The sequence below is a fragment of the Bradyrhizobium sp. NAS80.1 genome, assembly GCF_001908205.1.
Classification (GTDB): domain Bacteria; phylum Pseudomonadota; class Alphaproteobacteria; order Rhizobiales; family Xanthobacteraceae; genus Bradyrhizobium.
Genome location: NZ_LGHL01000049.1, coordinates 1 through 19,814 on the forward strand (window position 1 = coordinate 1; position 19,814 = coordinate 19,814).

At 59.8% G+C, this 19,814-nt stretch carries 18 protein-coding genes and 3 pseudogenes; 11 read left to right on the forward strand and 10 right to left on the reverse strand.

What is annotated here, in order from left to right; translation table 11 throughout:
* Window positions 1-317 precede the first annotated feature (317 nt).
* From AC629_RS12970 to AC629_RS12980, 3 genes and pseudogenes are all read right to left on the reverse strand, one after another.
* On the reverse strand, window positions 318-1,601 hold the full coding sequence (locus tag AC629_RS12970; protein ID WP_084805183.1) for a serine hydrolase domain-containing protein: 1,284 nt from the start codon (window positions 1,599-1,601) through the stop codon (window positions 318-320).
* A gap of 208 nt (window positions 1,602-1,809) precedes the next feature.
* Window positions 1,810-2,046: pseudogene (locus AC629_RS50520) on the reverse strand (molybdate ABC transporter substrate-binding protein); the annotation flags it as partial.
* Window positions 2,047-2,222: 176 nt separating this feature from the next.
* Window positions 2,223-5,267 (reverse strand): ATP-binding protein, encoded by a 3,045-nt coding sequence (locus tag AC629_RS12980; protein WP_084805149.1) that lies wholly within the window; start codon window positions 5,265-5,267, stop codon window positions 2,223-2,225.
* Between the two features lie 754 nt (window positions 5,268-6,021).
* Between AC629_RS12980 and AC629_RS12985 the strand changes: the two genes are divergently transcribed.
* On the forward strand, window positions 6,022-6,750 hold the full coding sequence (locus tag AC629_RS12985; protein WP_084805150.1) for a sulfite exporter TauE/SafE family protein: 729 nt from the start codon (window positions 6,022-6,024) through the stop codon (window positions 6,748-6,750).
* A 404-nt stretch (window positions 6,751-7,154) separates the two neighbouring features.
* Here the strand turns inward: AC629_RS12985 and AC629_RS12990 are convergent, their stop codons facing one another.
* Window positions 7,155-7,868, reverse strand: a complete 714-nt coding sequence (locus tag AC629_RS12990) for a DUF1214 domain-containing protein (RefSeq protein ID WP_502693009.1) — start codon at window positions 7,866-7,868, stop codon at window positions 7,155-7,157.
* A 156-nt stretch (window positions 7,869-8,024) separates the two neighbouring features.
* A pseudogene (locus AC629_RS50525) lies at window positions 8,025-8,884 on the reverse strand (DUF1254 domain-containing protein); the annotation flags it as partial.
* Here AC629_RS50525 and AC629_RS12995 point away from each other — a divergent pair.
* On the forward strand, window positions 8,796-9,551 hold the full coding sequence (locus AC629_RS12995) for a ThuA domain-containing protein (protein WP_084805151.1): 756 nt from the start codon (window positions 8,796-8,798) through the stop codon (window positions 9,549-9,551). The pseudogene AC629_RS50525 and the gene AC629_RS12995 overlap by 89 nt on opposite strands.
* Before the next feature lie 119 nt (window positions 9,552-9,670).
* Here the strand turns inward: AC629_RS12995 and AC629_RS13000 are convergent, their stop codons facing one another.
* Together AC629_RS13000 and AC629_RS50530 are read right to left on the reverse strand one after the other, a co-directional pair.
* Entirely contained in the window at window positions 9,671-10,885 is a 1,215-nt protein-coding gene (locus AC629_RS13000) for an ABC transporter substrate-binding protein (protein ID WP_084805152.1), read from the reverse strand.
* A gap of 194 nt (window positions 10,886-11,079) precedes the next feature.
* Window positions 11,080-11,406 (reverse strand): hypothetical protein, encoded by a 327-nt coding sequence (locus AC629_RS50530; protein ID WP_084805153.1) that lies wholly within the window; start codon window positions 11,404-11,406, stop codon window positions 11,080-11,082.
* A 93-nt stretch (window positions 11,407-11,499) separates the two neighbouring features.
* On the opposite strand from AC629_RS50530, the gene AC629_RS50535 reads away from it, so the two are divergent.
* From AC629_RS50535 to AC629_RS46735, 7 genes and pseudogenes are all read left to right on the forward strand, one after another.
* Window positions 11,500-11,982: a Crp/Fnr family transcriptional regulator gene (locus AC629_RS50535; protein ID WP_502693010.1), complete on the forward strand. Its 483-nt coding sequence runs from the start codon at window positions 11,500-11,502 to the stop codon at window positions 11,980-11,982.
* A gap of 219 nt (window positions 11,983-12,201) precedes the next feature.
* On the forward strand, window positions 12,202-13,548 hold the full coding sequence (locus AC629_RS13015; RefSeq protein ID WP_084805155.1) for an ABC transporter substrate-binding protein: 1,347 nt from the start codon (window positions 12,202-12,204) through the stop codon (window positions 13,546-13,548).
* Between the two features lie 174 nt (window positions 13,549-13,722).
* Window positions 13,723-13,809: pseudogene (locus AC629_RS50540) on the forward strand (ATP-binding cassette domain-containing protein); the annotation flags it as partial.
* Between the two features lie 77 nt (window positions 13,810-13,886).
* The gene (locus tag AC629_RS13020; RefSeq protein WP_283846436.1) at window positions 13,887-14,660 is read left to right on the forward strand and encodes an ABC transporter ATP-binding protein; all 774 of its coding nucleotides are present in this window, start codon (window positions 13,887-13,889) and stop codon (window positions 14,658-14,660) included.
* Between the two features lie 16 nt (window positions 14,661-14,676).
* A complete protein-coding gene (locus tag AC629_RS13025) occupies window positions 14,677-15,609 on the forward strand; it encodes a carbohydrate ABC transporter permease (protein WP_084805156.1) in 933 nt (310 codons plus the stop codon).
* Window positions 15,610-15,611: 2 nt separating this feature from the next.
* Window positions 15,612-16,457, forward strand: coding sequence for a carbohydrate ABC transporter permease (locus AC629_RS13030; protein ID WP_084805157.1), 846 nt, complete (start codon window positions 15,612-15,614; stop codon window positions 16,455-16,457).
* A gap of 132 nt (window positions 16,458-16,589) precedes the next feature.
* A complete protein-coding gene (locus tag AC629_RS46735; protein WP_168195462.1) occupies window positions 16,590-16,766 on the forward strand; it encodes a hypothetical protein in 177 nt (58 codons plus the stop codon).
* 170 nt (window positions 16,767-16,936) lie between these two features.
* On the opposite strand, the gene AC629_RS45235 is transcribed toward AC629_RS46735, so the two are convergent.
* The 3 genes from AC629_RS45235 to AC629_RS49825 form a co-directional block, all read right to left on the reverse strand.
* A complete protein-coding gene (locus AC629_RS45235; RefSeq protein WP_143199099.1) occupies window positions 16,937-17,212 on the reverse strand; it encodes an alpha/beta fold hydrolase in 276 nt (91 codons plus the stop codon).
* A complete protein-coding gene (locus AC629_RS13040; RefSeq protein ID WP_168195463.1) occupies window positions 17,199-17,837 on the reverse strand; it encodes an alpha/beta fold hydrolase in 639 nt (212 codons plus the stop codon). The genes AC629_RS45235 and AC629_RS13040 overlap by 14 nt, the downstream gene beginning before the upstream one ends.
* 311 nt (window positions 17,838-18,148) lie before the next feature.
* The gene (locus tag AC629_RS49825; RefSeq protein WP_084805160.1) at window positions 18,149-18,394 is read right to left on the reverse strand and encodes a DUF1127 domain-containing protein; all 246 of its coding nucleotides are present in this window, start codon (window positions 18,392-18,394) and stop codon (window positions 18,149-18,151) included.
* A gap of 121 nt (window positions 18,395-18,515) precedes the next feature.
* Here AC629_RS49825 and AC629_RS13050 point away from each other — a divergent pair, with 121 nt between their 5' ends.
* On the forward strand, window positions 18,516-18,905 hold the full coding sequence (locus AC629_RS13050) for a GntR family transcriptional regulator (RefSeq protein WP_084805161.1): 390 nt from the start codon (window positions 18,516-18,518) through the stop codon (window positions 18,903-18,905).
* 5 nt (window positions 18,906-18,910) lie between these two features.
* Window positions 18,911-19,804 (forward strand): slipin family protein, encoded by an 894-nt coding sequence (locus AC629_RS13055; RefSeq protein WP_084805162.1) that lies wholly within the window; start codon window positions 18,911-18,913, stop codon window positions 19,802-19,804.
* Window positions 19,805-19,814 lie beyond the last annotated feature (10 nt).

The following is a 19,814-nucleotide window of genomic DNA, read 5'->3' on the forward strand; positions in this document are numbered from 1 at the left end:
CAGAAGATCATCTCGCACCTTGCTAAACGCGTTGCTCACTAATACGTCGCACGCCCATCCCACGGCAAGCAAAATGCGGCGATATCTCCGTTGGGTCAGAAGCGGCGGTCAGCCCAACGATCCAGTGGCGTCCGGTTTCCTGCAACCAGCCGACATGGCAGCGGCTGTTGCGTTGTTCAGCTCAGGGCCAGAGTCGGAAGCCTCCGACCATGCCACATACTAGTGCGCTATCCCTGAAAGCGGCCTTCACAGCGACTTCGGCCGCGGTCCGCTGGGGCGGCATCTCGACCATGCATTCGCCACGAGATAGAACCCGCCTATCGCGCGCCGCGACCGAGTTGGTCAACGACAGCGAGCCATAGCGCAATAGTCTCTGCCGACGCGTCCGTATCGACTGCTTTTGGACGCACTGCTGTATGTACCATCACCAGCTTGGTCGCCGGATCGACAAAGATCATCTGGCCGCGGATGCCAAGCAAAACGAACTGGCGTTTGGCGCCGGGCAGCAGCCAGACTTGATAGCCATAGCCGTAGTACTTTGTGGCCACACCTGGCGCGAGATAGGTGTCGGACGAACGTACCGTTGTCGCATCAATCAGCCATTGGCGAGGAATGATCTCGCGCCCGTTCCACACACCGTCATGTGCGAGCAGACGGCCAAAACGGGCGTAGTCGCGCAATACGGCATTAAAGCAGCAGAAAGTCACCTCCTGGCCGGTACCGTCGATCGCCCACGTGGCGTCGGCCTCGGTGCCGATCCGCTGCCATATCTTCTCACTGAGGTAATCGGCAACTGGCTTGCCTGTCGCAGCTCGCAGGACGAGCCCAAGGATCTCGGTCTCGGAACTGGCGTAGTGCCATCGCGTATCTGGCGGCGCGACGCGGGTGTCGAACTGCGCGACGCTGACCTCAGGGGCCTTGCCAGGCCGGCCGAACAGGTCGCGCCCGAGGCGCGCGATATCGTCCTGCCCGTCGTAGATCTCCTTGAAGTCGACGCCGGAAGACATGTGCAACAGCGCGCGGATCGGTGTCTTACCGTACTCGGTTCCTGCGAGCGCAGTGACATAGGTCGCGACGTCATCATCGATCGATTTGATACGGCCGTCGGCCGCAGCGATTCCGATCAGCATGGCGGTGATGGTCTTCGCCATCGACTGGGAGAGAAAGCGATCGCCGGCCGATCGCGCGTATTGATAGTGTTCGTATAAAATAGTGTCGTCCCTGGCGACCAGCAGTCCGGTCGTCGGCTGTCGGCTGAGATAATCCGCGATGGTCCGGCGCTCGCCGCGGAAGCTGTAGTAGATCTCGGGTTCGGCGGCACGCTGAAACGACCAGGCTGCGGCTGCGCGTCCAACGATGTGCGCGGGCGTCATTTCGTCAAAATGACTATAGGTGGCAACGAGATGCCGCATCTCCGCTCCGGCCGCCAATGTGCCAAGGGGATATCCCTCATTAGCGCCATAAGCGTTCGCATCGTAACCCGTGTTTGAGAAGACCGGTCCGGCAGCGGAAAGCCTTGCGGCTTCTTGCGCGCTCGTGATGCCAGACGCCGCGAGCATGACCATCGCAACGATCGTAACCCGCACCGCTCCCGTGTTCATCGCAGCCATCCACGGTTGGTTGAACAACCAGAGTGGATTAACGCAGCTGTTTCATCAAGGGGTACGACTGCCGAAATGAGCCATTTGCGGTCTCATGCACCGCAACAACAGAACGCTTATTCGACCGCCTCGTCGACGCGCGGTCCGCCATTCCAATTGGACATCGATCCGGGCGGTGGCAATTGTAGCCAACACCAGGGGCAGAGGTTCAGGGGGCAATGGGCTCCAATCCTCTGCTCCGAATTGCAGCGAAGGCAGTTGGCGAGCGCAGGAATGCGATCAATTGCTCGGCGGCAGCAGGCTCCCTGGCGTTGGCGCTGAGGCCTATGCTGAAGGTGGTGTAGTTCTGTAGCTCCTCGGGAAGCACCCCTGCGAGGACGACGCCCTCGACCCCAATGATGTTCGGCACAGTGATGACGGTCAGCTCCGCCTCGCCGCGTGCGACGGCCTCTACCGGACTTGCCGCGGTGGCATTTGCCGACCGGGATCTTCACGTTGAAGGGCCGAATGCTGAGCCGGGTGGCGCAGGTGTTTGCCGATTGCATTCGCGACGTTGCCAAGCCGCTTGCCCGTAGCGACGGGGCGCCATGACATGCCCCAGCGTACGGCAAGCTCTGTCGGCTAAGCGGGCCGCGGAGGCAGAGAGTTCATCGCTGCCGGTTGCGTCGCCAGCACAGCGAGCAAGCTCTTGTGCAGGCGATCTTCAGGTTCGAAATTTTGCGCGAGCCTTCGGACGGTCTCGACAAATCGAATGCGATATGCCGCTGCTCTGTCGGCGTCTCCGTACTTCGCGAAGATCTCGGCGGCGGTGCGGTACACCCGCCAGGAAGCGATCGGGAAGTCGGCATTGTCCACGATCTCCAGCGCGCGGGATAAGTGCAGCAGCGCCTCCGCTGAATCGCTCAAGCCAAGCGCGACACGCGCGAGCAGCCCGTGGGCCTGGGCCAGGTGATTGAGATCCGGCGCCGATGCCACATAGTCGTGGAGCTGGCGTGCACAGCTCTGAGCCTGCGCAAAGTCACCGATCAGCAAGCAGTATTCGCCGAGACAATGATGCACCTGTGTCGCGGCAGTAAACTCGATGTCGATGCCTTCTTCATCCCTGCGGCGCTCAATATCGTCGAATTGCCGACGGGCTCCCGACGGATCGTTCAGGCCGACATAGGCCTTCGCAAGCACGGCTCGCTTGTGGAAATACGTCGACTGATCGCCGACCAGCAGACTATCGTCGACGCTTTCGCAGAGCTCCCGGGCTCCATCGAAATCCATCGCTTCGACATGCAACCACGCAAGCGTCAGACGGCACAATGCGCTTCCGGGGCCGTTCGCATTCTTGATGGCCAGTTCGAGGCCGGCCGTGATTTCGTGCCGCAATTCGCGCCACTCGCCCAGATGAATGAGCGCGATTGATTCGAGCACGTTGAACAGGACGAAAGTGTAAACATCACCAGCCAAACGCGCCAGCCGCTTTCCTTCCGTGCCGGCGCGGCGGCATTCCTGGTAACGGGACCTCCAGCAATCAACGATACCGGATATACCGTTGCGCCTGATCAGGGTGCCATAGTTGGTGGCGCCGGCGCTCAGCTCGATCGCCTTGTCGCAGAGTGTGGCGTCCTGTTCCCGCCAGCCGTTGAGGAACAGGTTGACGCTCGCGCTGCTGCCCTGGACCAGAGCCTTGAATGTGTCGTCCGCAAGCGCCTGGCTCCGCGACAATACATCTTCGGCTGCCTCGAGGCAGGCGTGACGATCGACGCGCAAACAGAGGCTGCTCACTGCCGTGAGGCCATTGAGTTGCTGCTTGATCTCACCCGCCTGTTCGGCGCAGGTAATCATGTCTCGCAGATCACGGATGGAGCCGACGAGGTCGCCGCACGAGCGAAGAGCCCAGCTTCGCTGCCGCAGAAGAGCGATGCGGGTTGAGAACTTGTCGATAGCATTGAAGCGATTGAGTATGTCGAGCGCGCGGGTGAGATAGCTCGCGGCCTCGGCATGGCCGAGACGTTTCGTCGAGCTCTCAGCCGCTTCCCGGAGGTAGCGCAACGCGCTCGGAAAGTCGCGGCCCTGCTCAAGGTGAAGTGCGAGTGCGGGCGCTATTTCGTGGGTGCGGCCAGCATAGGCCTCCTCCAGTCTCTTGCCCAAGCGCTTGTGCGTTTGTGCGCGAAGTCCGGGCGGCAAACTCTGATAGATGACATTCTGATAGAGAATGTGCCGGAAAGCGTATGAGCCCGAATATGTTCCATCGGGCCACTCGGAAACACCCGAACGAACAAGGATATGATCCTTCCGGGTCGACGCTTCGATGTCTCTTTCAACGTCGATCGCATCATCGGACAGGCCGGCGGCAACGAGGGCCGCAGAAAACTCTTCGCCAGCAACGCTGGCGACATCGAGCAGGCGCCGTTCATTGTCGGTGAGGCGATCGAGCTCATGGCCGATCATGTTCAGGAGGCTGTCCGGAATGCGATCTTGAGTAAATGCCGCCGGTGAAGACAGACGCCATCGGCCGTCCGTTTCGACGATCGACTCCTGGTCGATAAGGTGTTTGAGCAGCGAGGCAACAAACAAAGGATGCCCCAGCGTTCGCTCGAATACGGGCTTTGACAGGCTGGAGGCGAATTCCTCGTCGTCGAAGCGCAATGCCAGGTAACGATCGACCTCCGAACGCGACAATCGATCGAGCCGCAATTCGCTGCAGCATCCATGAATCTCAAGATCCCGGTGCAGGCGACGGATGGGATGCCCGCCGACGGAACTGTCGACCGGACGATAGGAGCAGAGGACCAGCACGCGCGCCTTGCCGTTCCCGCGCGCGAAGCGGGACAGCACGTCGAGTGTCGCGAAGTCGCTCCAATGCAGATCTTCGAGAACGAGGACCCAGGGGCGGCTGGTGCTCAGCGCTTCCAGAAGATCACAAAATTCGCGCAGCATCCGTTCGCGCGTCGCGCCGAACACTTCATCCTGGAAAGCCGCGCGCTCCGATGCGTCGATGGCGCCTGGCAATTGCAGTATCCAGGTGGGTGCGTGCGCGCGAACAGCCGATATCAGTTCCGGACCGTTTGCTCGAAAACGGCTCACCAGTGCATCGATGAGTGGCAGAAAGACTTCGTCCGTTCCGAATCGTTCGGTGCAGCGCCCATAGAGCTGATCGAAGCCCAGTTCCGTCAGCTGCTCTATCGTCTTGGCGATGAAGGCCGTCTTGCCAATCCCGGCCTCTCCCGTGACAAAAGCCATCTGCCGTTTGCCGGACAAGACGTGCCGCGTCATCTGGTCGATCATCTCGAAGGATGCTGTCCGGCCGACCACCTGGGTGGAGATTTCGATCTTGGGAGGCGCGACCGCGCGATCGATCTCCCTGGCCGCTTCATGCACCGAGCCGACAAAGCGGACGCCTTTGCGCGGTAACGTCTTGATCAGCCGTTGCGCCTCGCCGGAATCGCCAATTCCCGTGCGAGCTGCGTTGATGCGGGTGGTGAGCGCCGACTCCGAGACGATGCGTCCGCCCCAGATCGCACTGATCAGATCGTCCTTGGTCACAACCCGGGCGCGGTGGCGGATCAGATATTCGAGGAGATCAAGAACCTGAGGCTGCAACGGAACAGGACGTCCGTCACGGCGCAGCTCCCGCTGGTCGGTATCGAGAACAAAATCCTCAAATAGATACAGCAAAACAATACCTTCGGAGGTGCGGCGCGGCAGATATTCAACCCGCAGGCCGGACCGAAATCAAGCACGCCGTTCAGAATGAAGGAAACGATAAGGGCAAATTAAGCTCGCGTTAAAGCGTGGCGTGGCGTCCCATTCGATACTTCCAGCCGCATTTCAGTCACTCACACAAGGTGTTCGTGTCATGCGCGTGGAAGAAAAGGCACAGCGTCTCGCTCACGTGTTCTATGGGCTGTTGCTCCGCAAGATGTTTCAGTCGATCGCGGCACCCTCCGTACCATTGTTTAACAGCAGAGCTTCATCCAGGAGCGATGCGTCATTTTCAGCGAATTCGTCTATCACCTCCAACACTTCTTCTGGAAGAGAAGGCTGGTTTGGGCGCCTCCTTCAAGCGCTCCACCATTCGCGACGGCTGCAGGCAGAGCGCATCCTTCGACAGAATCGTCACCTGACCGACAATAGCTGGCGCCAGTTTGGCTCTCGGTCAGACATTGGAGGACCTGACAATGTCGCTCAGTGAAAGGTCGTCCGAACGCCAACCCCGGATTTCGTCACCGGGCGAGACCAGGCTGCTGGCAATAATCGCCATCTGCTTTGTCATTTTCCACATCCTTGCAGCCACGATGTTGACTTCCGCCCGCCGGAGCGATGCCGGGGCAGCGCCCGAGCCGCCCTCACTGTCGTCCGGGGACTAGTCGCCAAGTCGCCATTCCAGAAGTCGCTATTCCAGGATTTTACCGACCGAGAGGGTTAGCTCATGGGCGACATTGCGTCGTTTTGCCTGCTCAGTATCGCCGTGTTTTGCGGTGCCTTCGTCTCCGGCCTTGCGGGCTTTGCCTTTTCGGCGGTGGCCGGCGCGATTCTCCTTCACGTTCTCCCGCCGCTCGAGGCGGTCCCACTGATGATGGCCTGCAGCATCACCGTGCAAGCCACGGGTCTTTGGGCGTTGAGAAAGAGCATCCGCTGGAAGCAGAGCTCGGTGCTGGTCGTCGGTGGATTGCTTGGCGTTCCGATCGCCGTGTGGTTGCTGCAAGCTGCAGATGCGCGGATCTTCAGAGAGAGCTTTGGCCTCGCCGTCGCCTGCTATGCGGTCTACACGTTATTCCGGCCGGTGCTTTCTCAGCGCCTGCAGATGAATGCGGGACGTAATGCACTAATCGGCTTCGGCGGGGGTTTTGTCGGCGGGTTGACGGCAATGCCGGGTGCAATACCGACCATATGGTGCGACATCCACGGAGTGCCAAAAACCGAGCAGCGCGGAATAGTTCAACCCTTCATCGCCGCCATGCAGATCTTCGCACTCATTCTTATGCTGATCCGAAGAGATCTGTCGACAAAGGTCCTGGTTGATTTCGCAGCCAGCATCCCGGCACTCTTCGCAGGAACGGCGCTCGGGATTTTTGTTTTTCGGTGCGTCAATGACGCGCTGTTCCGGCGAATTATTCTCGGCATCTTGCTGTTCTCGGGACTGATGCTGCTCTTGTAGTTACGCCAGTCGCGCCTCGAGTTACAATGCCAGCCATTCGAGCACATACGAGCTCGCTTTACGACCGCTTCGGGGTGAGAAGCAGATTCTGCCGCCTCATACGATCAGCTGGTTGCGCCAAGCAGCAACTGCGGAATAGTCCAGGATGCCCGAGGCGACCGGCGGCTGCATTTGGGCCATAGGTATCGGACTTTCTACCGTCCCGCTCAGTCACGACCGAAACGAGCGTCCAAGTGCCTATATGGCATCCTCCGGACAACTCGGCGCAAAACGATTCCATCGAATTGAGCTGTTCGCTCGCACGGCGGGCGCGAGGAAGAGTCTTGTCTCCAAGCTGTAATGTCCGCTTCGGGGGCCAAGCGCTCATCGACCAAAACCGGGCCACAAGTGGACGAAATGGCGCCTCAGTCGACTTTCTTCACCGGCGGCGGCGTCCAAGGCCCATCCACGGCTTCGCGTTTCGGCGAATAGAGGCGCATCGCGAGATTGAACTCGCCGGCCGGTGCCGGAAGCCAGTTGCTCTCCTTGCCCGGGCCGGGTGTCTCGTTCTGAATGTAGATGTCGAGTGATCCGTCGGCGTTGTACTTGAGCTTGTCGCGGTCGCCGAGCGCAAAGCGACTTAGCGCATTGGGTGCCTGAAACCCATCCTTGTCGTAGAGCGTGACCGACCAGAAGGCGTTTGCCGGAGGAAACTTGCCCTTATCGAAGCGCAGTACATAGCGATTGGCACCGCTGTAGGGTTTGCCCTCACCATCTACGAAGGACGCTGGATAGATAGCGTCTTCGGGCAAGTTCACGCCGAGCCCAATCAGGGTCGCCATCCCGCGAAGCTTGTAAGCAGTCCCATAGGTGCCGACCGTACTGGTTTGATAGAACCAGCCGTTGACGTGAAGGCCGATACCCGCACCGCTCTTGCCGGACTTCTCCAAATCAGCGAGCTCCCTGGCAGCAGCGTTGATCGTCTGGATGAGTGCAGGATCAAGCTTCGAGGCCTCGTAGGGCCTACCCGGTTCAAGGCCAATCTGCTCCATGCGAAACAGGATTGGATAGTCGTTTGAGTGCGGCGGATTTTTCGCGGACAACTCAGCGAACCGCCTTAGCAGCGTGACCCCATCCATCTGGTTCACTTGAACAAGCGGAGGTGTCTTATTGTCGATAGCTGGATTAGTTTGAACACTCGTTGGCGGAGCGTAGCTCTTGCCCCATTGACTGAGCGGCGTCAGCTTGTAGCCGTCCTGAACCTTATGAACATTCTCATAGTCGGCGGGCCCATTGGTTTGTGTCCGCCCGAGTATCCAGATCGTCTGCGTGGGAGCCGCGATTTTGATCATCCCGTCGGGCAGTGCCCCGCTCCAGCCCGGCCCCACAAGGACGAAATTTGCCGCCTTCGTCCGGTCGTGCGCGAGCCTACGACACTAAAAACATCAGTCCACATGTCGAGCATGGGGAGCAAGTAGTAGCGTCCCGCTGTGTCGGGAACTGATAAGACTATCGGCTCGGGTCCAAGATCAAGCCAAGCTGGTGAGTAGAGCGTGTCGAAATTGTAACGCACGACATCGCGGTCTTCGGCGCGAGGATAGTTGCGCGCATGAGCGAATTGATTGATGGGCGCGCGTAATGGGGTGGTTTTGGCGTCTGGCACGTTCGTCGACTGATGCATGGATACATCCATGGTGACGATCGGATACGCGTAGACGTATGCGTCGCGAGCGATTTCGTAGGCTTGCTCATTTGACAAGGCCTGCGCCTCCGCCGGAGGGGCGGCCATCACCCCACAGACCAGACAGACGAGAACGGCTCTCTTCATGGTTGTACTCCCGATGCCATGCTCCGACAGGGTAGTCCAGCATGCTGACAGGTCAATGCCCGTCTTGGGGCCACAAGCGGTCATCGACCAAAATCGGTTCAACATCCGGTGCTGGGGCCATGAACTGAACGTGGTAGCTGCATAGGACGGCAAACGGCGATGCGACGGAGCCAACGCCGCACCAATCTGTGCTAGGTTTCTTTCAACGCATGATTGGTTCGGTTTTGCGGAGGCGATTGTGAGGCGACGTGACTTCATCGCGCTCCTCGGCGGCGCAGCAGCAGTCCAACCACTTGCCGCGCATGCGGAGCGCCCGCAAGAGCGCATCCTCTATTTCACGTACTCGGCTGGCTTCCGGCATGATGTCATACCTCTTTCGAAGGCAATCCTGACCGGGCTTGGACGCAATTCGGGTGTTTTTGAAGTCACTGCAACGGAAGACACATCCGAATTTTCCAGCGAGAACCTCGAGCGATACGCCGCGGTGATGTTCTACACGAGCGGCGAACTTCCGATGAGCGACGCGCAAAAGACAGCTCTTCTCGACTTCGTGCGCTCCGGCCGCGGGTTCATGGGCGTTCATTCGGCGGCGGATACGTTCTACACTTGGCCGGATTATCTCGATCTGATCGGCGGCTACTTCGACGGTCATCCCTGGCACCAGGCCGTGACAATCGAGGTGCTTGATCCCAGCAATCCCCTGGTGGCTTTTCTCGGGAATTCCTTGCAAGTCGAGGACGAGATCTACCAAATCAGAGACTTCGACTATCGTGGATCACGCGTGCTGCTGCGCCTCGACCCAAGTTCGGTGGACCTTGGCAAGACCGGCGTGCATCAACGGTTCTATGGCTGGCCTCTCGCATGGACCCGATCTTACGGCAACGGACGAGTATTCTACTCGGCACTGGGCCACGAGCCGGCAGTTTGGCAAGACGCTCGCTACCAGCGAATCCTCACGAACGCTATCCTCTGGTCCATGCGAAGGTCGCCCTAGCAACTTCGCATTTGCCGGCGTTCAGGTGCTTGGCTGCCAATCAGATGCTGGAGAAATAGCGTCCCAGGGACGCAGCGAAGTCGCTGCGTCCCTGGCTGCGAACAACCTGTCGCCGGTCTTCAGCGCGATGCGGTGCTGAGGTTCTCTCCGAAGAACTTCCAGGTCTTGCCGTCGAACTTCGCGAGCTTGAACGTGTCGAACGTCGAATAGTCCGTCGGCGTCACCGACACCGTGATTCCGGGAAGGAACAGCGGCAACGATACCTTGCTCAGGTTCGTGGCCTGCTTCAGCACGTTCTCGCGCGTCAGCACGTCTCCGCAGTTCTTCAGGATGATGGCTGTGAACTGTGCAGAGGTGTAACCGATCTGGTTGCTGCCATCGATCGGATTTCCTTCGGGATACCACTGCTTCATGAACGCCAGATAGTCCTGCACGCCTTGATCGGAATCCCATGCAGGATCGCCGACGACCTTGGTCGCCAGGGCCGTGATGAGGCCGGTGGAGGCTCCCAGTCCGGCAGGCTCGAGCACGCCGCCGATCGAGCTGGAGACGGACACGATGAAATGCGTCGGCTTCCAGCCGAGATCGGTCACCTTGCGGATCGCCTGAGCCCCGAATTTCGGCGTCGTGATCGTCATCAGGACGTCGGCACCCGCTGTCTTCAGATTGACGATCTGGGAATCGATCGTGGGATCGGTCACCTCATAACTGAGCTCCTTCACGATGAGATCGGCCTTTTCGCCGAGCGCCTCCTTGAAGCCCTTCAGATAGTCCTTGCCGAAATCGTCGTTCTGATAGATCACGCCGATCTTCGCGTTGGGGAGCTCCTTGAGGATATACTTGCCGTAGATCTTGGCTTCCTGTGCATAGGGCGGATAGAAAGGCGTCGTCCAGGCGAAATTCTTGGGATCGTTCCACTTCGAGGCGCCGGTGGAGATCAGGATGTGAGGAATTTTCTTGCCGTTCAGATATTTCTGAATGGAAGAGTTCGTCGGCGTGCCCAGCGATCCGATGTTGGCAAGGATCTCGTCCTGCTCCACGAGCTTGCGCGTCTGCTCCACCGTCTTCGGCGGGCTGTAGCCGTCGTCCATGCTCAGGAGCGTAATTTTCCGGCCGTTGATTCCGCCTTGGCTATTGATCATACGCCAATAGGCCGCCTCAGTCCGCCCCTGCGTGCCGTACGCAGACGCAGGGCCGCTATAGGGCATCGTCTGCCCGATCTTGATTTCGGTATCGCTGGCGCCAAGATCGTACTTCTTGTCGGCGGCCAGAGACGCCGAAGCTGACATAATGCCGAGGGCGGCGACGACGGCCACCGCAGTGCAACAACGCATATTAGTTTCTCCCTGTAGCGTCGCTGTTTGCCGCGACGTCTGCCCGGATAATGATCGGGCCTTTTCGAGAAGTCGACCTCTAAGTCGTGACCTTTAGGTCGTGACCTGCCCGGCAGCTTTTCGTCTGGCGGCATTTTGCGCGCGATCACGGATTTCAGTCGCGGCACGGGAAAGTTGTCGGACCAGGCGCGTCTTCATGACATCGCCAAGCCGGCTTCACCCTTTGTCGGATTCCGGTGGCTCCGGATCGAGAGTAGCTTGACAAAGCCTGATCGGATGCGAGGAAGCTCGATGGGATAGCGCTGGAGAGTCGGCTCGGCAATGCCAACCGCGACCAGACGGTCCGGGTCCAGAACCGTCTGCTGGCTGGCCTTGCGCCGGCGTCCTTCGAGCGGCTTCTCCCTTTCCTGCAGCCCGTTGCGCTCAAGCGTCGGGCAATTCTTCAGGACTACCATCACCCCATAGAGCACATCTACTTCATCGAACGCGGTGTCGCATCGCTCCTGATGCGGACGCAGCACGACGGACCGGTTGAGATCGCGATGGTCGGACGGCTCGGGTTCGTTGGTGTGGCAGCGGTGCTCGGCATACAGCGTTCTCCCAATCGATGCCTCATGTTGGTCCCCGGATATGCATTGCGCATCCCGGCGTCCGACCTGCGCCGGGTCGCCCACAGATACCCGGACATCCAGCAGCAGCTGTTCAGCTATATCCACGCGCTGCTGGTCCAGAACGCCCAGACTACGCTTTGCAGCGCCCGCCACAGCCTCGAGGAAAGGCTGAGCCGATGGCTGCTGCTCGCGGCCGACCGACTGGATGATCGGATCATTCCGGTGACCCACGATATGCTCTCGGTTATCCTGGGCGTGCGACGCGCCAGCGTCACGACGGCGCTTGCGGAGCTGGAACGGACCGGCGGGCTCACCAGGCTGCGAGGCAGCATCGATCTGTGCGATCGCGCGGCGCTCGAGCGTCGAACGTGCGAATGCTATCAGATCATAGCGTCGGAGTACGGTTATCTGAACCGTAGCGGCCTGCATGAGCATCGCGTTCCTGCGGCGGCCGAGCTGGCACGCGCCTGCCTTTGCTGCGTCTGACACATCCATTCGGATGGCTGGTCTCTGTTCCGCTCTGCGACGCAGGGCACTGTCGATCTTTGTACGCCAGCGTACCGATTGACCGGCTTTAGTCGAAATGCCGACCCGCACCCCAACGCCACAGCGACGTTAAACCAGCGAGATCCAGGACCGAGCTAGACTGATCCCTCATCTGGATGAGCCTTCTCCGACTGGAGACATCCTTAGGAGGAATCGAAGATGAGCACGGGCAAATTCCCGCGTGTGACGCGACGCCGCTTTCTTGAGCAAACCGGTCTTACCCTCCTCGCCGCCGGCTCTGCGCCGGCTCTTTCCGCTCCGTTCGTCTCCCCCGCGCTCGCAGACACCAAGTCGCTGTCGATCGTGCAGTGGAGCCACTTCGTGCCGGCCTACGACAAATGGTTCGACAAGTTTGCCCTGAACTGGGGCGAGAAAAACAAGATCGCAGTCACGGTGGACCACATCCCGGTCCAGGATATTGCCGCCCGCGCCGCCGCCGAAGCTTCGGCTGGATCGGGCCATGATCTGTTCGGCTGGAACGGCGCGGGAGGTGCGCATCTCTACCGCAAATTCCTTGTCGACGTGACCAGTCTCGTCGAGGACGCCGAGAAGAAGCACGGCAAGGTCACCGTGATCGGAAAACAGATCGCCTACAATCAGGACGACCACAGCTGGTCGGCGTTTCCCGATTTCTACATCAATTTTCCCGTGATGTACCGCAAGAGCCTGTGGGCCAGCATCGGCGTGCAGCCGGACAGCTGGGACAACATCCGGATCGGCGGTGCCAAGCTGAAAGCCAAGGGTAATCCGGTCGGCATATCGCTCGGTCACAGCAACGATCCGAACACGACCTGGCGCGGCCTGCTGTGGAGCTTTGGCGGCGCAGTGCAGGACGAGACCGGCAAGCATGTCGTTCTCAACAGCAAGGAGAGCGTGGAGGCCGTCAAATACGTCGCCGCGCTCTACAAGGAGGCGATGACGCCCGACGTGCTGTCGTGGAATGACGCCTCCAACAATCAGTACATCGTTTCCGGCGTAGCCTCGCTGATCATCAATCCGATCTCGGCTTATCGCACCTGCCAGCAGGCCAACAAGAAAGTGGCGGACGACATCTTCGTGCTGAGGCCGCCGAAAGGCCCGGCGCGTCAATTCATGGGCGGCGCCGCCGAGTTCTACGGCATCTGGAAGTTCGCCAAGAACCAGGACGCGGCGAAGGACTTCCTCAGGTACTACGCCGACAATTGGATCGGGGCCTTCAAGGCGAGCGAAGGCTACAACATGCCAATCTTCTCCAGCATCGTACCCAAGCCGATGCCGCTTCTGTCCGATGACCCGACATCGAACCCGCACGACAAGCTGGCTATTCTGCAGACTTCTGATGAGTGGTCGGCAGTGCCAGGCTATCCGGGGCCGGCCTGGCCCGCCACCGACGAGGTCTACAACAACTTCATCATCTGCGACATGATGGCGAAAGCTGCCACAGGCGCAATGACTCCCGAAGAGTCGGTCAAATGGGCTTCGCAGCAATGCGAAGGCATTTTCGAGAAATGGCTGCACAAGGCGTGACGCGAGCGTGGCGATGCGGGCTGCGGCGCCGCAGCCCGCATCGCCGCTGCGAGTTGCCACTCCGTATGGGCAGGAGATCCAATGGCTGAGGTTCTGGCTAGAGACATCTTCAAGACGTTCGGTGAATTGCCCGCGGTAGACGGCATCACGCTTGCGGTCCCTGACGGCGAGTTCATGGTTCTGCTTGGTCCATCGGGTTGCGGCAAGACCACCTTTCTGCGGATCGTCTGCGGGCTCGAACGGCAAACCGCGGGCGACCTCATCATCGGCGGCAACATCGTCAACGACGTTCCTCCGCGCGCCCGTGGTGTCGCAATGATGTTTCAGAGCTACGGGCTGTGTATCCCCACTACACCGTACGCAATAACATCGCTTTTCCGCTCAGGACCCAGCGCGTCCCCAGTGCCGAGATCGACAAGAAGGTCGCATGGGCCTCGCGGCTTCTTGGTATCGACCATTTGCTCGACAGGCGGCCGCGCCAGCTCTCAGGCGGCGAACGCCAGCGCGTCGCGCTCGCGCGTGCGCTGGTACGGGAGCCAACGGCGTTGCTACTCGATGAGCCACTCTCCAATCTCGACGCCAAGCTTCGCGCTTCCGCGCGCCAGGACATCAAGAAGTTCCAGCAACGTGTCGGCGTCACCACCATCTACGTGACCCACGATCAGGTCGAGGCGATGGGTATGGGCGATCGAATTGCTGTCATCGATCACGGCCGGATCCGGCAGGTCGGCACTCCCGCCGAAATCTACGACGACCCGGCTGACCGGTTCGTCGCGACCTTTGTCGGCACGCCGCCGATGAACCTGCTGGCACGCGGTGATGGCTGTCTCGGCTTCCGCCCTGAGAATTTCTTGCCGAGAGACATGGTCAGCAACGGCAATGGCGGCGTCACCGAATTTTCATTCCGGGTCGACCGCTCGGAATATCTCGGCTCCGAACGGATCGTGTACGGGGTAATCGACGGTTTCGATACGCAGGTGATCACGGCAAAGCTGCCGCCCGCGCATGTTGCGGAAGGAAACATCCGTCCGGGCGAGTGGCATCCCTTCGCCGTGCGCAACAGCGCGCTTCGTCATTTCGGCAACGACGGCAAGCGGACCGGCCACCACTGAGACGGGATGTTTGTCGATGGCCGACCTCGTTGAACCAATCGTATCAAGACAGTCTCCCCGTTTCAGGTTCCTGCTGGAACGGCGCGAGGTGCTGGGCGCGGTGTTCGTCGCGCCCGCGATCCTCTATGTGTTTCTGCTGGTCGGCCTGCCGTTCCTGCTCGCAGTATATTACTCGGTCAGCGCCTACACGATCTACGACCCCTCATGGCGCTTTGTCGGGTTGGCCAATTTCAGGCAGATCGTTCAAAACCCGGTCTTCCTGGAGACGCTCGGAAACACCTTTCTCTTCACATTCGCGTCCCAGCTACTTGGTCTGGTTCTCGGAAAGTTCGGTGCGCTATTGCTGCTGCGGCCGTTCCCCGGCCGCAAGTTCGTGCGCGCGCTCATCATCTTGCCATGGGCAGTGCCGATCGCGCTCGCCAGCATCGCGTGGGAATGGATGTTCGATTCGCTGTACAGCGTCATCAACTGGACCCTGGTTGCGCTCGGCATCATCGATCGAGCGCAGGCGCCGAACTGGCTCGGTAATCCTCATCTCGCCATGCTGTGCGTGATCGTCGTCAATGCGTGGCGCTTCTTTCCGTTCGCCATCGTGATCTTTCTCGCTGGAATCACCGCGGTCCCGCCGGATGTCATCGACGCCGCCACCGTTGACGGCGCGGGCTTCTGGCGCCGCAACTACCAGATCATCATGCCGATGATCCTGCCGATCGTCGCCATCGGACTGATCTTCGGTGTCGTGTTCACCTTCACTGATCTTTCCGTGGTCTACCTTCTGACCAACGGCGGGCCGGTCGGCGCGACATCGGTCCTCGCCTTTCAGGGTTTCCAGGTCGGCATCGTGTCGGGCGACGTCTCGCATGGCGCCGCGATTTCGCTGTTCATGCTGCCGGTGCTGCTTGTCCTGGTGATCGGCGTGCTGCGCTTCATCCGGCGGCGGGAGATCTAGCGATGCGGCGGTTCGTCGGCGGCGTGTTGCGCGAGGTTCCGTTCTACGGAGCGGTCGCCTTTTTCGTGGTTCTGACCGCGTTTCCCTTCTACTGGATGGCCATTACGTCGTTCAAAAGCAACTCCGACCTTTACAATCTCACCAACGTTCCGTTCTGGTTCAACGAGCCGCCAACACTGGAGCACTTCCAGTACCTGTTCGAGCAGACGCTGTTCGCGCGCTGGCTACTGAATTCACTGATCATCGGCACATGCGTGGTCGTGATCACACTGCTGGCGGCTCTGCCGGCCGGCTACAGCCTGGCGCGCCTGACGGGTCGTGGCGGCGAAACGCTGGGGATCGGCATTTTCCTCACCTATCTGGTCCCGCCGACGCTACTGTTCCTGCCGCTGTCGCGGATCGTGGCCAATCTCGGCTTGCAGAATTCGATGTGGTCGCTCGTCCTGGTCTATCCGACCTTCACGATCCCATTCTGTACGTGGTTGTTGATGGGTTTCTTCAAGGCGATGCCGATCGAGATCGAGGAAGCGGCGATCGTCGACGGCTGCAGCCGCTTCGGTGCCTTCATCAAGATGGTCATCCCGCTGTCTTTGCCCGCCATCCTGACCGCCGTGATATTCACCTTTACGCTGACGTTGCAGGAGTTCGTCTATGCGCTGACATTCATATCCTCAGCTGCGCAGAAGCCCGTCACCCTCGGAGTGGCGACGGATTTGATCAGGGGTGATATCTTCTTCTGGGGTGAGATCATGGCAGGCGCATTGATCGCAAGCGTTCCGGTGGCGATTGCCTACAACTCGTTCCTTGATCGCTTCATCGAGGGAATCACCGGCGGTGCGGTCAAATAGATCCTCCGGCGGACGATCTCGCCCGGGCGATGTTGATTTAAATCAATGGTCCGCGGACGGCCCAACCGAAATCTGGCAGACGTGAAGAAGTAGCATCGTCCGCATCAAGGTCTTATGCAAGGAGAAGGCGGCATGGCTGACACCACGAAGCTTTCCGTGGAGAAGGCGCTCAACAAGCTCCGCGATGCGGATGCACCGAAATCAAAGGACGAGCGGCGCGACGCGGAAATGGAGGCGCTCAAGGAGGAGATCGCGCGCTCGAAGGCGCAAAGGCTGCGGTTGGAGCGGCGCCAGCGCAAGACCGACTGAGACGAATGGAAGCATGCAGCGGTGGCGGACCTGGCATTGCGCGGCCGCCACTCGGCAATGGGCGGATATGATATGCCTTAAGGCCGATTGAGGCACGGAGTAATGGCCTGCCGACCGTTCCACAGCCAGTCGGCGATCTCGGTGATCGCAATTCCTTCGGGCACAGGTTGCTAGTGGCCTGCGATGAAGGCAAGCACCTCCTCATCGTAGGCTTGAGGGGCTTCTCCTGGCACGGTGTGAGATGAGCCAGAGATTTCGACCCGAGTTCGCTGAGGCAGGCATCTTACCAATTCGTCTACGATGCGATGGAAGAACTGCGGACTGCGCTCACCATTCGTCACGAGCGTCGGTGCCGGAATGCGCTTTGCCATTTCGCAGGTGAACACCGGGCGCGGACGGGCCGTCATTGCATCCGCAACGGCCGACAACGCGTTATCCGACATCATCTTGCGCTCGCTCTCGGACCGCCGATCGTAGGTGCCGGGTCCGCCAATTGCCTCCGCAAAGAGCCGTAGGCCCTGCATCGATATCGTCCTTTTGAAATGCTTCCCGCGCGGGAGCAAACCTCGCGCCCCATTCCTTCAAGACATCAACCCCGCCGGGTGCTCCGGCGAGCAACGCTGCGGCAGGAGGCTCGTTGATGACGAGCGTTCGTACCATGTCCGGGTGGTTTGCGGCGAAGAACAGCGCGGCATGTGCGCCGGAGGAGTGGGCGACAATGTGCGCGCGCTTTATACCGAGGCCGTCCAGCATGGCAGCCAAGTCCTCGCCATGCGCATCCGCCGCGCCATCAGGCAGACCGTCCTTGCTCGTTGCATTCGGAAAATGGTTCTGCCGGCTATAGGCGATGACCCGGTAGCTCTTGGCGAGCGCCGGAAGATGCGAGTTCCAGAATCGATAATCCTGAAGTCCACCGTGCACCAGAACAACGGGATCACCCTGCCCGGTCTCGACATAGGCGAGTTTCGTTCCGTTGACGCGCACCTGTTTGACGTCGGCTCCGATAGCTGGTGCCAAATGCAACGGACAGAGAATGAGGCCGGCTATCAGGACTTTGATTCCTAAGTGCATGGTGCCCTCCTGGAGAATGGTTCCGCGGGGAAACAACATTGATAGGCGCCCGCACCAGCCTCCTTGTGCGTCAGGCGATTTTGCAAGACGTCTTGCGCTCTGCACTGACCTCGAGCCTCGCTCATACATGCGAGAGCGGACACGTTGCAGAGTACCGCGACAATGATCGCGCGAGCGATGGTCCACCCGTAGAGTCGCATCGGAGCACCTCTCCGATCGGGCCGCATCTCAACTTGATTGCCGGCGATCATCCGTACTTTCTCACGACATGCTGACATGGACGGCTCCTTTCGATGCCGAATGTCTGACAGTCACCGAACTGTGGATCCGACGCCTCGCGGGTCGTAAGAGCGGTTCGAGGCAACGTAGTCGACCTCGCCGCGCGTAATGCCGATGTCCTGGAGCTCCCTGTCATTCAGAGCGCACAAATCCGCGCGCAGCCTCTCGCGTTTACGCCATTCTTGAAACGCGCCACGATATCTTCCGAAGTGGCTGAAGAGATGCCACTTCGTTCTGGTCGTCCGGGAAAAGGCCGTAGTGCTGAAGGTCGTGGTCATTGCAGCGCCTCCTTGACGAAACGTTCGCTTCGCTTTTTCGGAATTGGCACGGCGCGTCCGGGCTTTGCGCGCGGACGATAGACGTTGACGAGACAATACCAGATGTGTAGTGTACTAGTCAATGCATACACTACTAGAATCACTTCGTCTCGAAAATTCGGGCGTTCCCATCTACATCCAGCTTCGGGAGCAGATTCTGCGCAACCTCGGGGCGGGCGTGCTGACGCGCGGCGACCAGATGCCAACAATGCGCGAAATGGCAGTTGCTCTGAAGATCGACCTCAATACGGTCCGGCATGCCTACGACGAGCTCGAACGAATGGGCGCCATCACCCTGGTTCGCGGCCGAGGAAGTTTTGTCGCCCGGCCGCCGCCCGCAATCAGTGTTCGCGAACAAGCGAAGCAGATTGACAGTCTGGCAAAACAGACTCTCGCTACGGCTGTCGCAGCGGGCATCGATCCCGTTGCCCTGGCCGATAGGATAAAGGCTCTCGCAAGACAGGAGGAATAGTCGCCATGTACAACTATTTCAAAGCAAACGGCGGGAGCCGGCTCTCCCTGGTACTTGCCGCGACAGTTCTCGCATTTGCGGCTCTGGTCGCCTGGCTCGCTTACGACGGAAGTTCGCGCGGCGGCTATGCAGTCGCCGGTGGCCTGGCGATCGTCGCATTCCTGATCCCGCAGGCCATCCTGGTTGCGGGGCAGTGGGAGCGTGCGGTCGTCCTTCGCTTGGGCAAGCTGTCCGCAATTCGCGGTCCCGGCTTGTTCGTGATCGTGCCGTTTATCGACGAGGTGGCCTCCTGGCTCGATCAACGCATTCAGACCACGGAAATCAATGCGGAAAAGGCGCTCAGCAAAGATACCGTGCCGGTGAATATCGACGCGATCGTATTTTGGCAGATCCATGATCCCGAGCGCGCCGCCCTCGAGATTTCAAACTACCGTCAGGCTATCACTCAGGTCGCGCAAACCTCACTTCGCGAAATGGTTGGGTCGTCACTGCTGTCGACTTTGTTGTCCGAGCGCAAGCAGGGCGATCAGCTTCTGCGCGATGAAATTGGACGCAAGACCGCAGAGTGGGGCGTGGCCGTGATCTCAGTTGAAATCAAGGACATCGGCGTGCCGCCTGGACTGCAAGACGCGATGAGCCGACAGGCGCAGGCCGAACGCGAGAGACTGGCGCGTGTGCTGCTCGGCCAGGCCGAACAGGAGATCGCACAAAAATTCGTGGAGGCGGCCGACATCTACGCTCGCAGTCCGGCTGCTCTGCAGCTGCGCGCCATGAATATCATCTATGAAACGACCAAGGAGCGTGGTGCCACAATTCTCATTCCGACAACGATGATTGATGCCATGAATCCCGGCGCGGCAATGGGCATTGTTGCCGCCACGCGCCCGTTGCCGGCTTGATCCAACAAGA

Coding starts and splice junctions, on each gene's coding strand:
- AC629_RS12970 (WP_084805183.1), bottom strand. CDS start 1,601: ATGAACACGGGAGCGGTGCGGGTTACGATCGTTGCGATGGTCATGCTC.
- AC629_RS12985 (WP_084805150.1), top strand. CDS start 6,022: ATGGGCGACATTGCGTCGTTTTGCCTGCTCAGTATCGCCGTGTTTTGC.
- AC629_RS12990 (WP_502693009.1), bottom strand. CDS start 7,868: ATGGATGGGGTCACGCTGCTAAGGCGGTTCGCTGAGTTGTCCGCGAAA.
- AC629_RS13000 (WP_084805152.1), bottom strand. CDS start 10,885: ATGCGTTGTTGCACTGCGGTGGCCGTCGTCGCCGCCCTCGGCATTATG.
- AC629_RS50535 (WP_502693010.1), top strand. CDS start 11,500: ATGTTGGTCCCCGGATATGCATTGCGCATCCCGGCGTCCGACCTGCGC.
- AC629_RS13015 (WP_084805155.1), top strand. CDS start 12,202: ATGAGCACGGGCAAATTCCCGCGTGTGACGCGACGCCGCTTTCTTGAG.
- AC629_RS13025 (WP_084805156.1), top strand. CDS start 14,677: ATGGCCGACCTCGTTGAACCAATCGTATCAAGACAGTCTCCCCGTTTC.
- AC629_RS13030 (WP_084805157.1), top strand. CDS start 15,612: ATGCGGCGGTTCGTCGGCGGCGTGTTGCGCGAGGTTCCGTTCTACGGA.
- AC629_RS46735 (WP_168195462.1), top strand. CDS start 16,590: ATGGCTGACACCACGAAGCTTTCCGTGGAGAAGGCGCTCAACAAGCTC.
- AC629_RS45235 (WP_143199099.1), bottom strand. CDS start 17,212: ATGATGTCGGATAACGCGTTGTCGGCCGTTGCGGATGCAATGACGGCC.
- AC629_RS13040 (WP_168195463.1), bottom strand. CDS start 17,837: ATGCACTTAGGAATCAAAGTCCTGATAGCCGGCCTCATTCTCTGTCCG.
- AC629_RS49825 (WP_084805160.1), bottom strand. CDS start 18,394: ATGACCACGACCTTCAGCACTACGGCCTTTTCCCGGACGACCAGAACG.
- AC629_RS13050 (WP_084805161.1), top strand. CDS start 18,516: ATGCATACACTACTAGAATCACTTCGTCTCGAAAATTCGGGCGTTCCC.
- AC629_RS13055 (WP_084805162.1), top strand. CDS start 18,911: ATGTACAACTATTTCAAAGCAAACGGCGGGAGCCGGCTCTCCCTGGTA.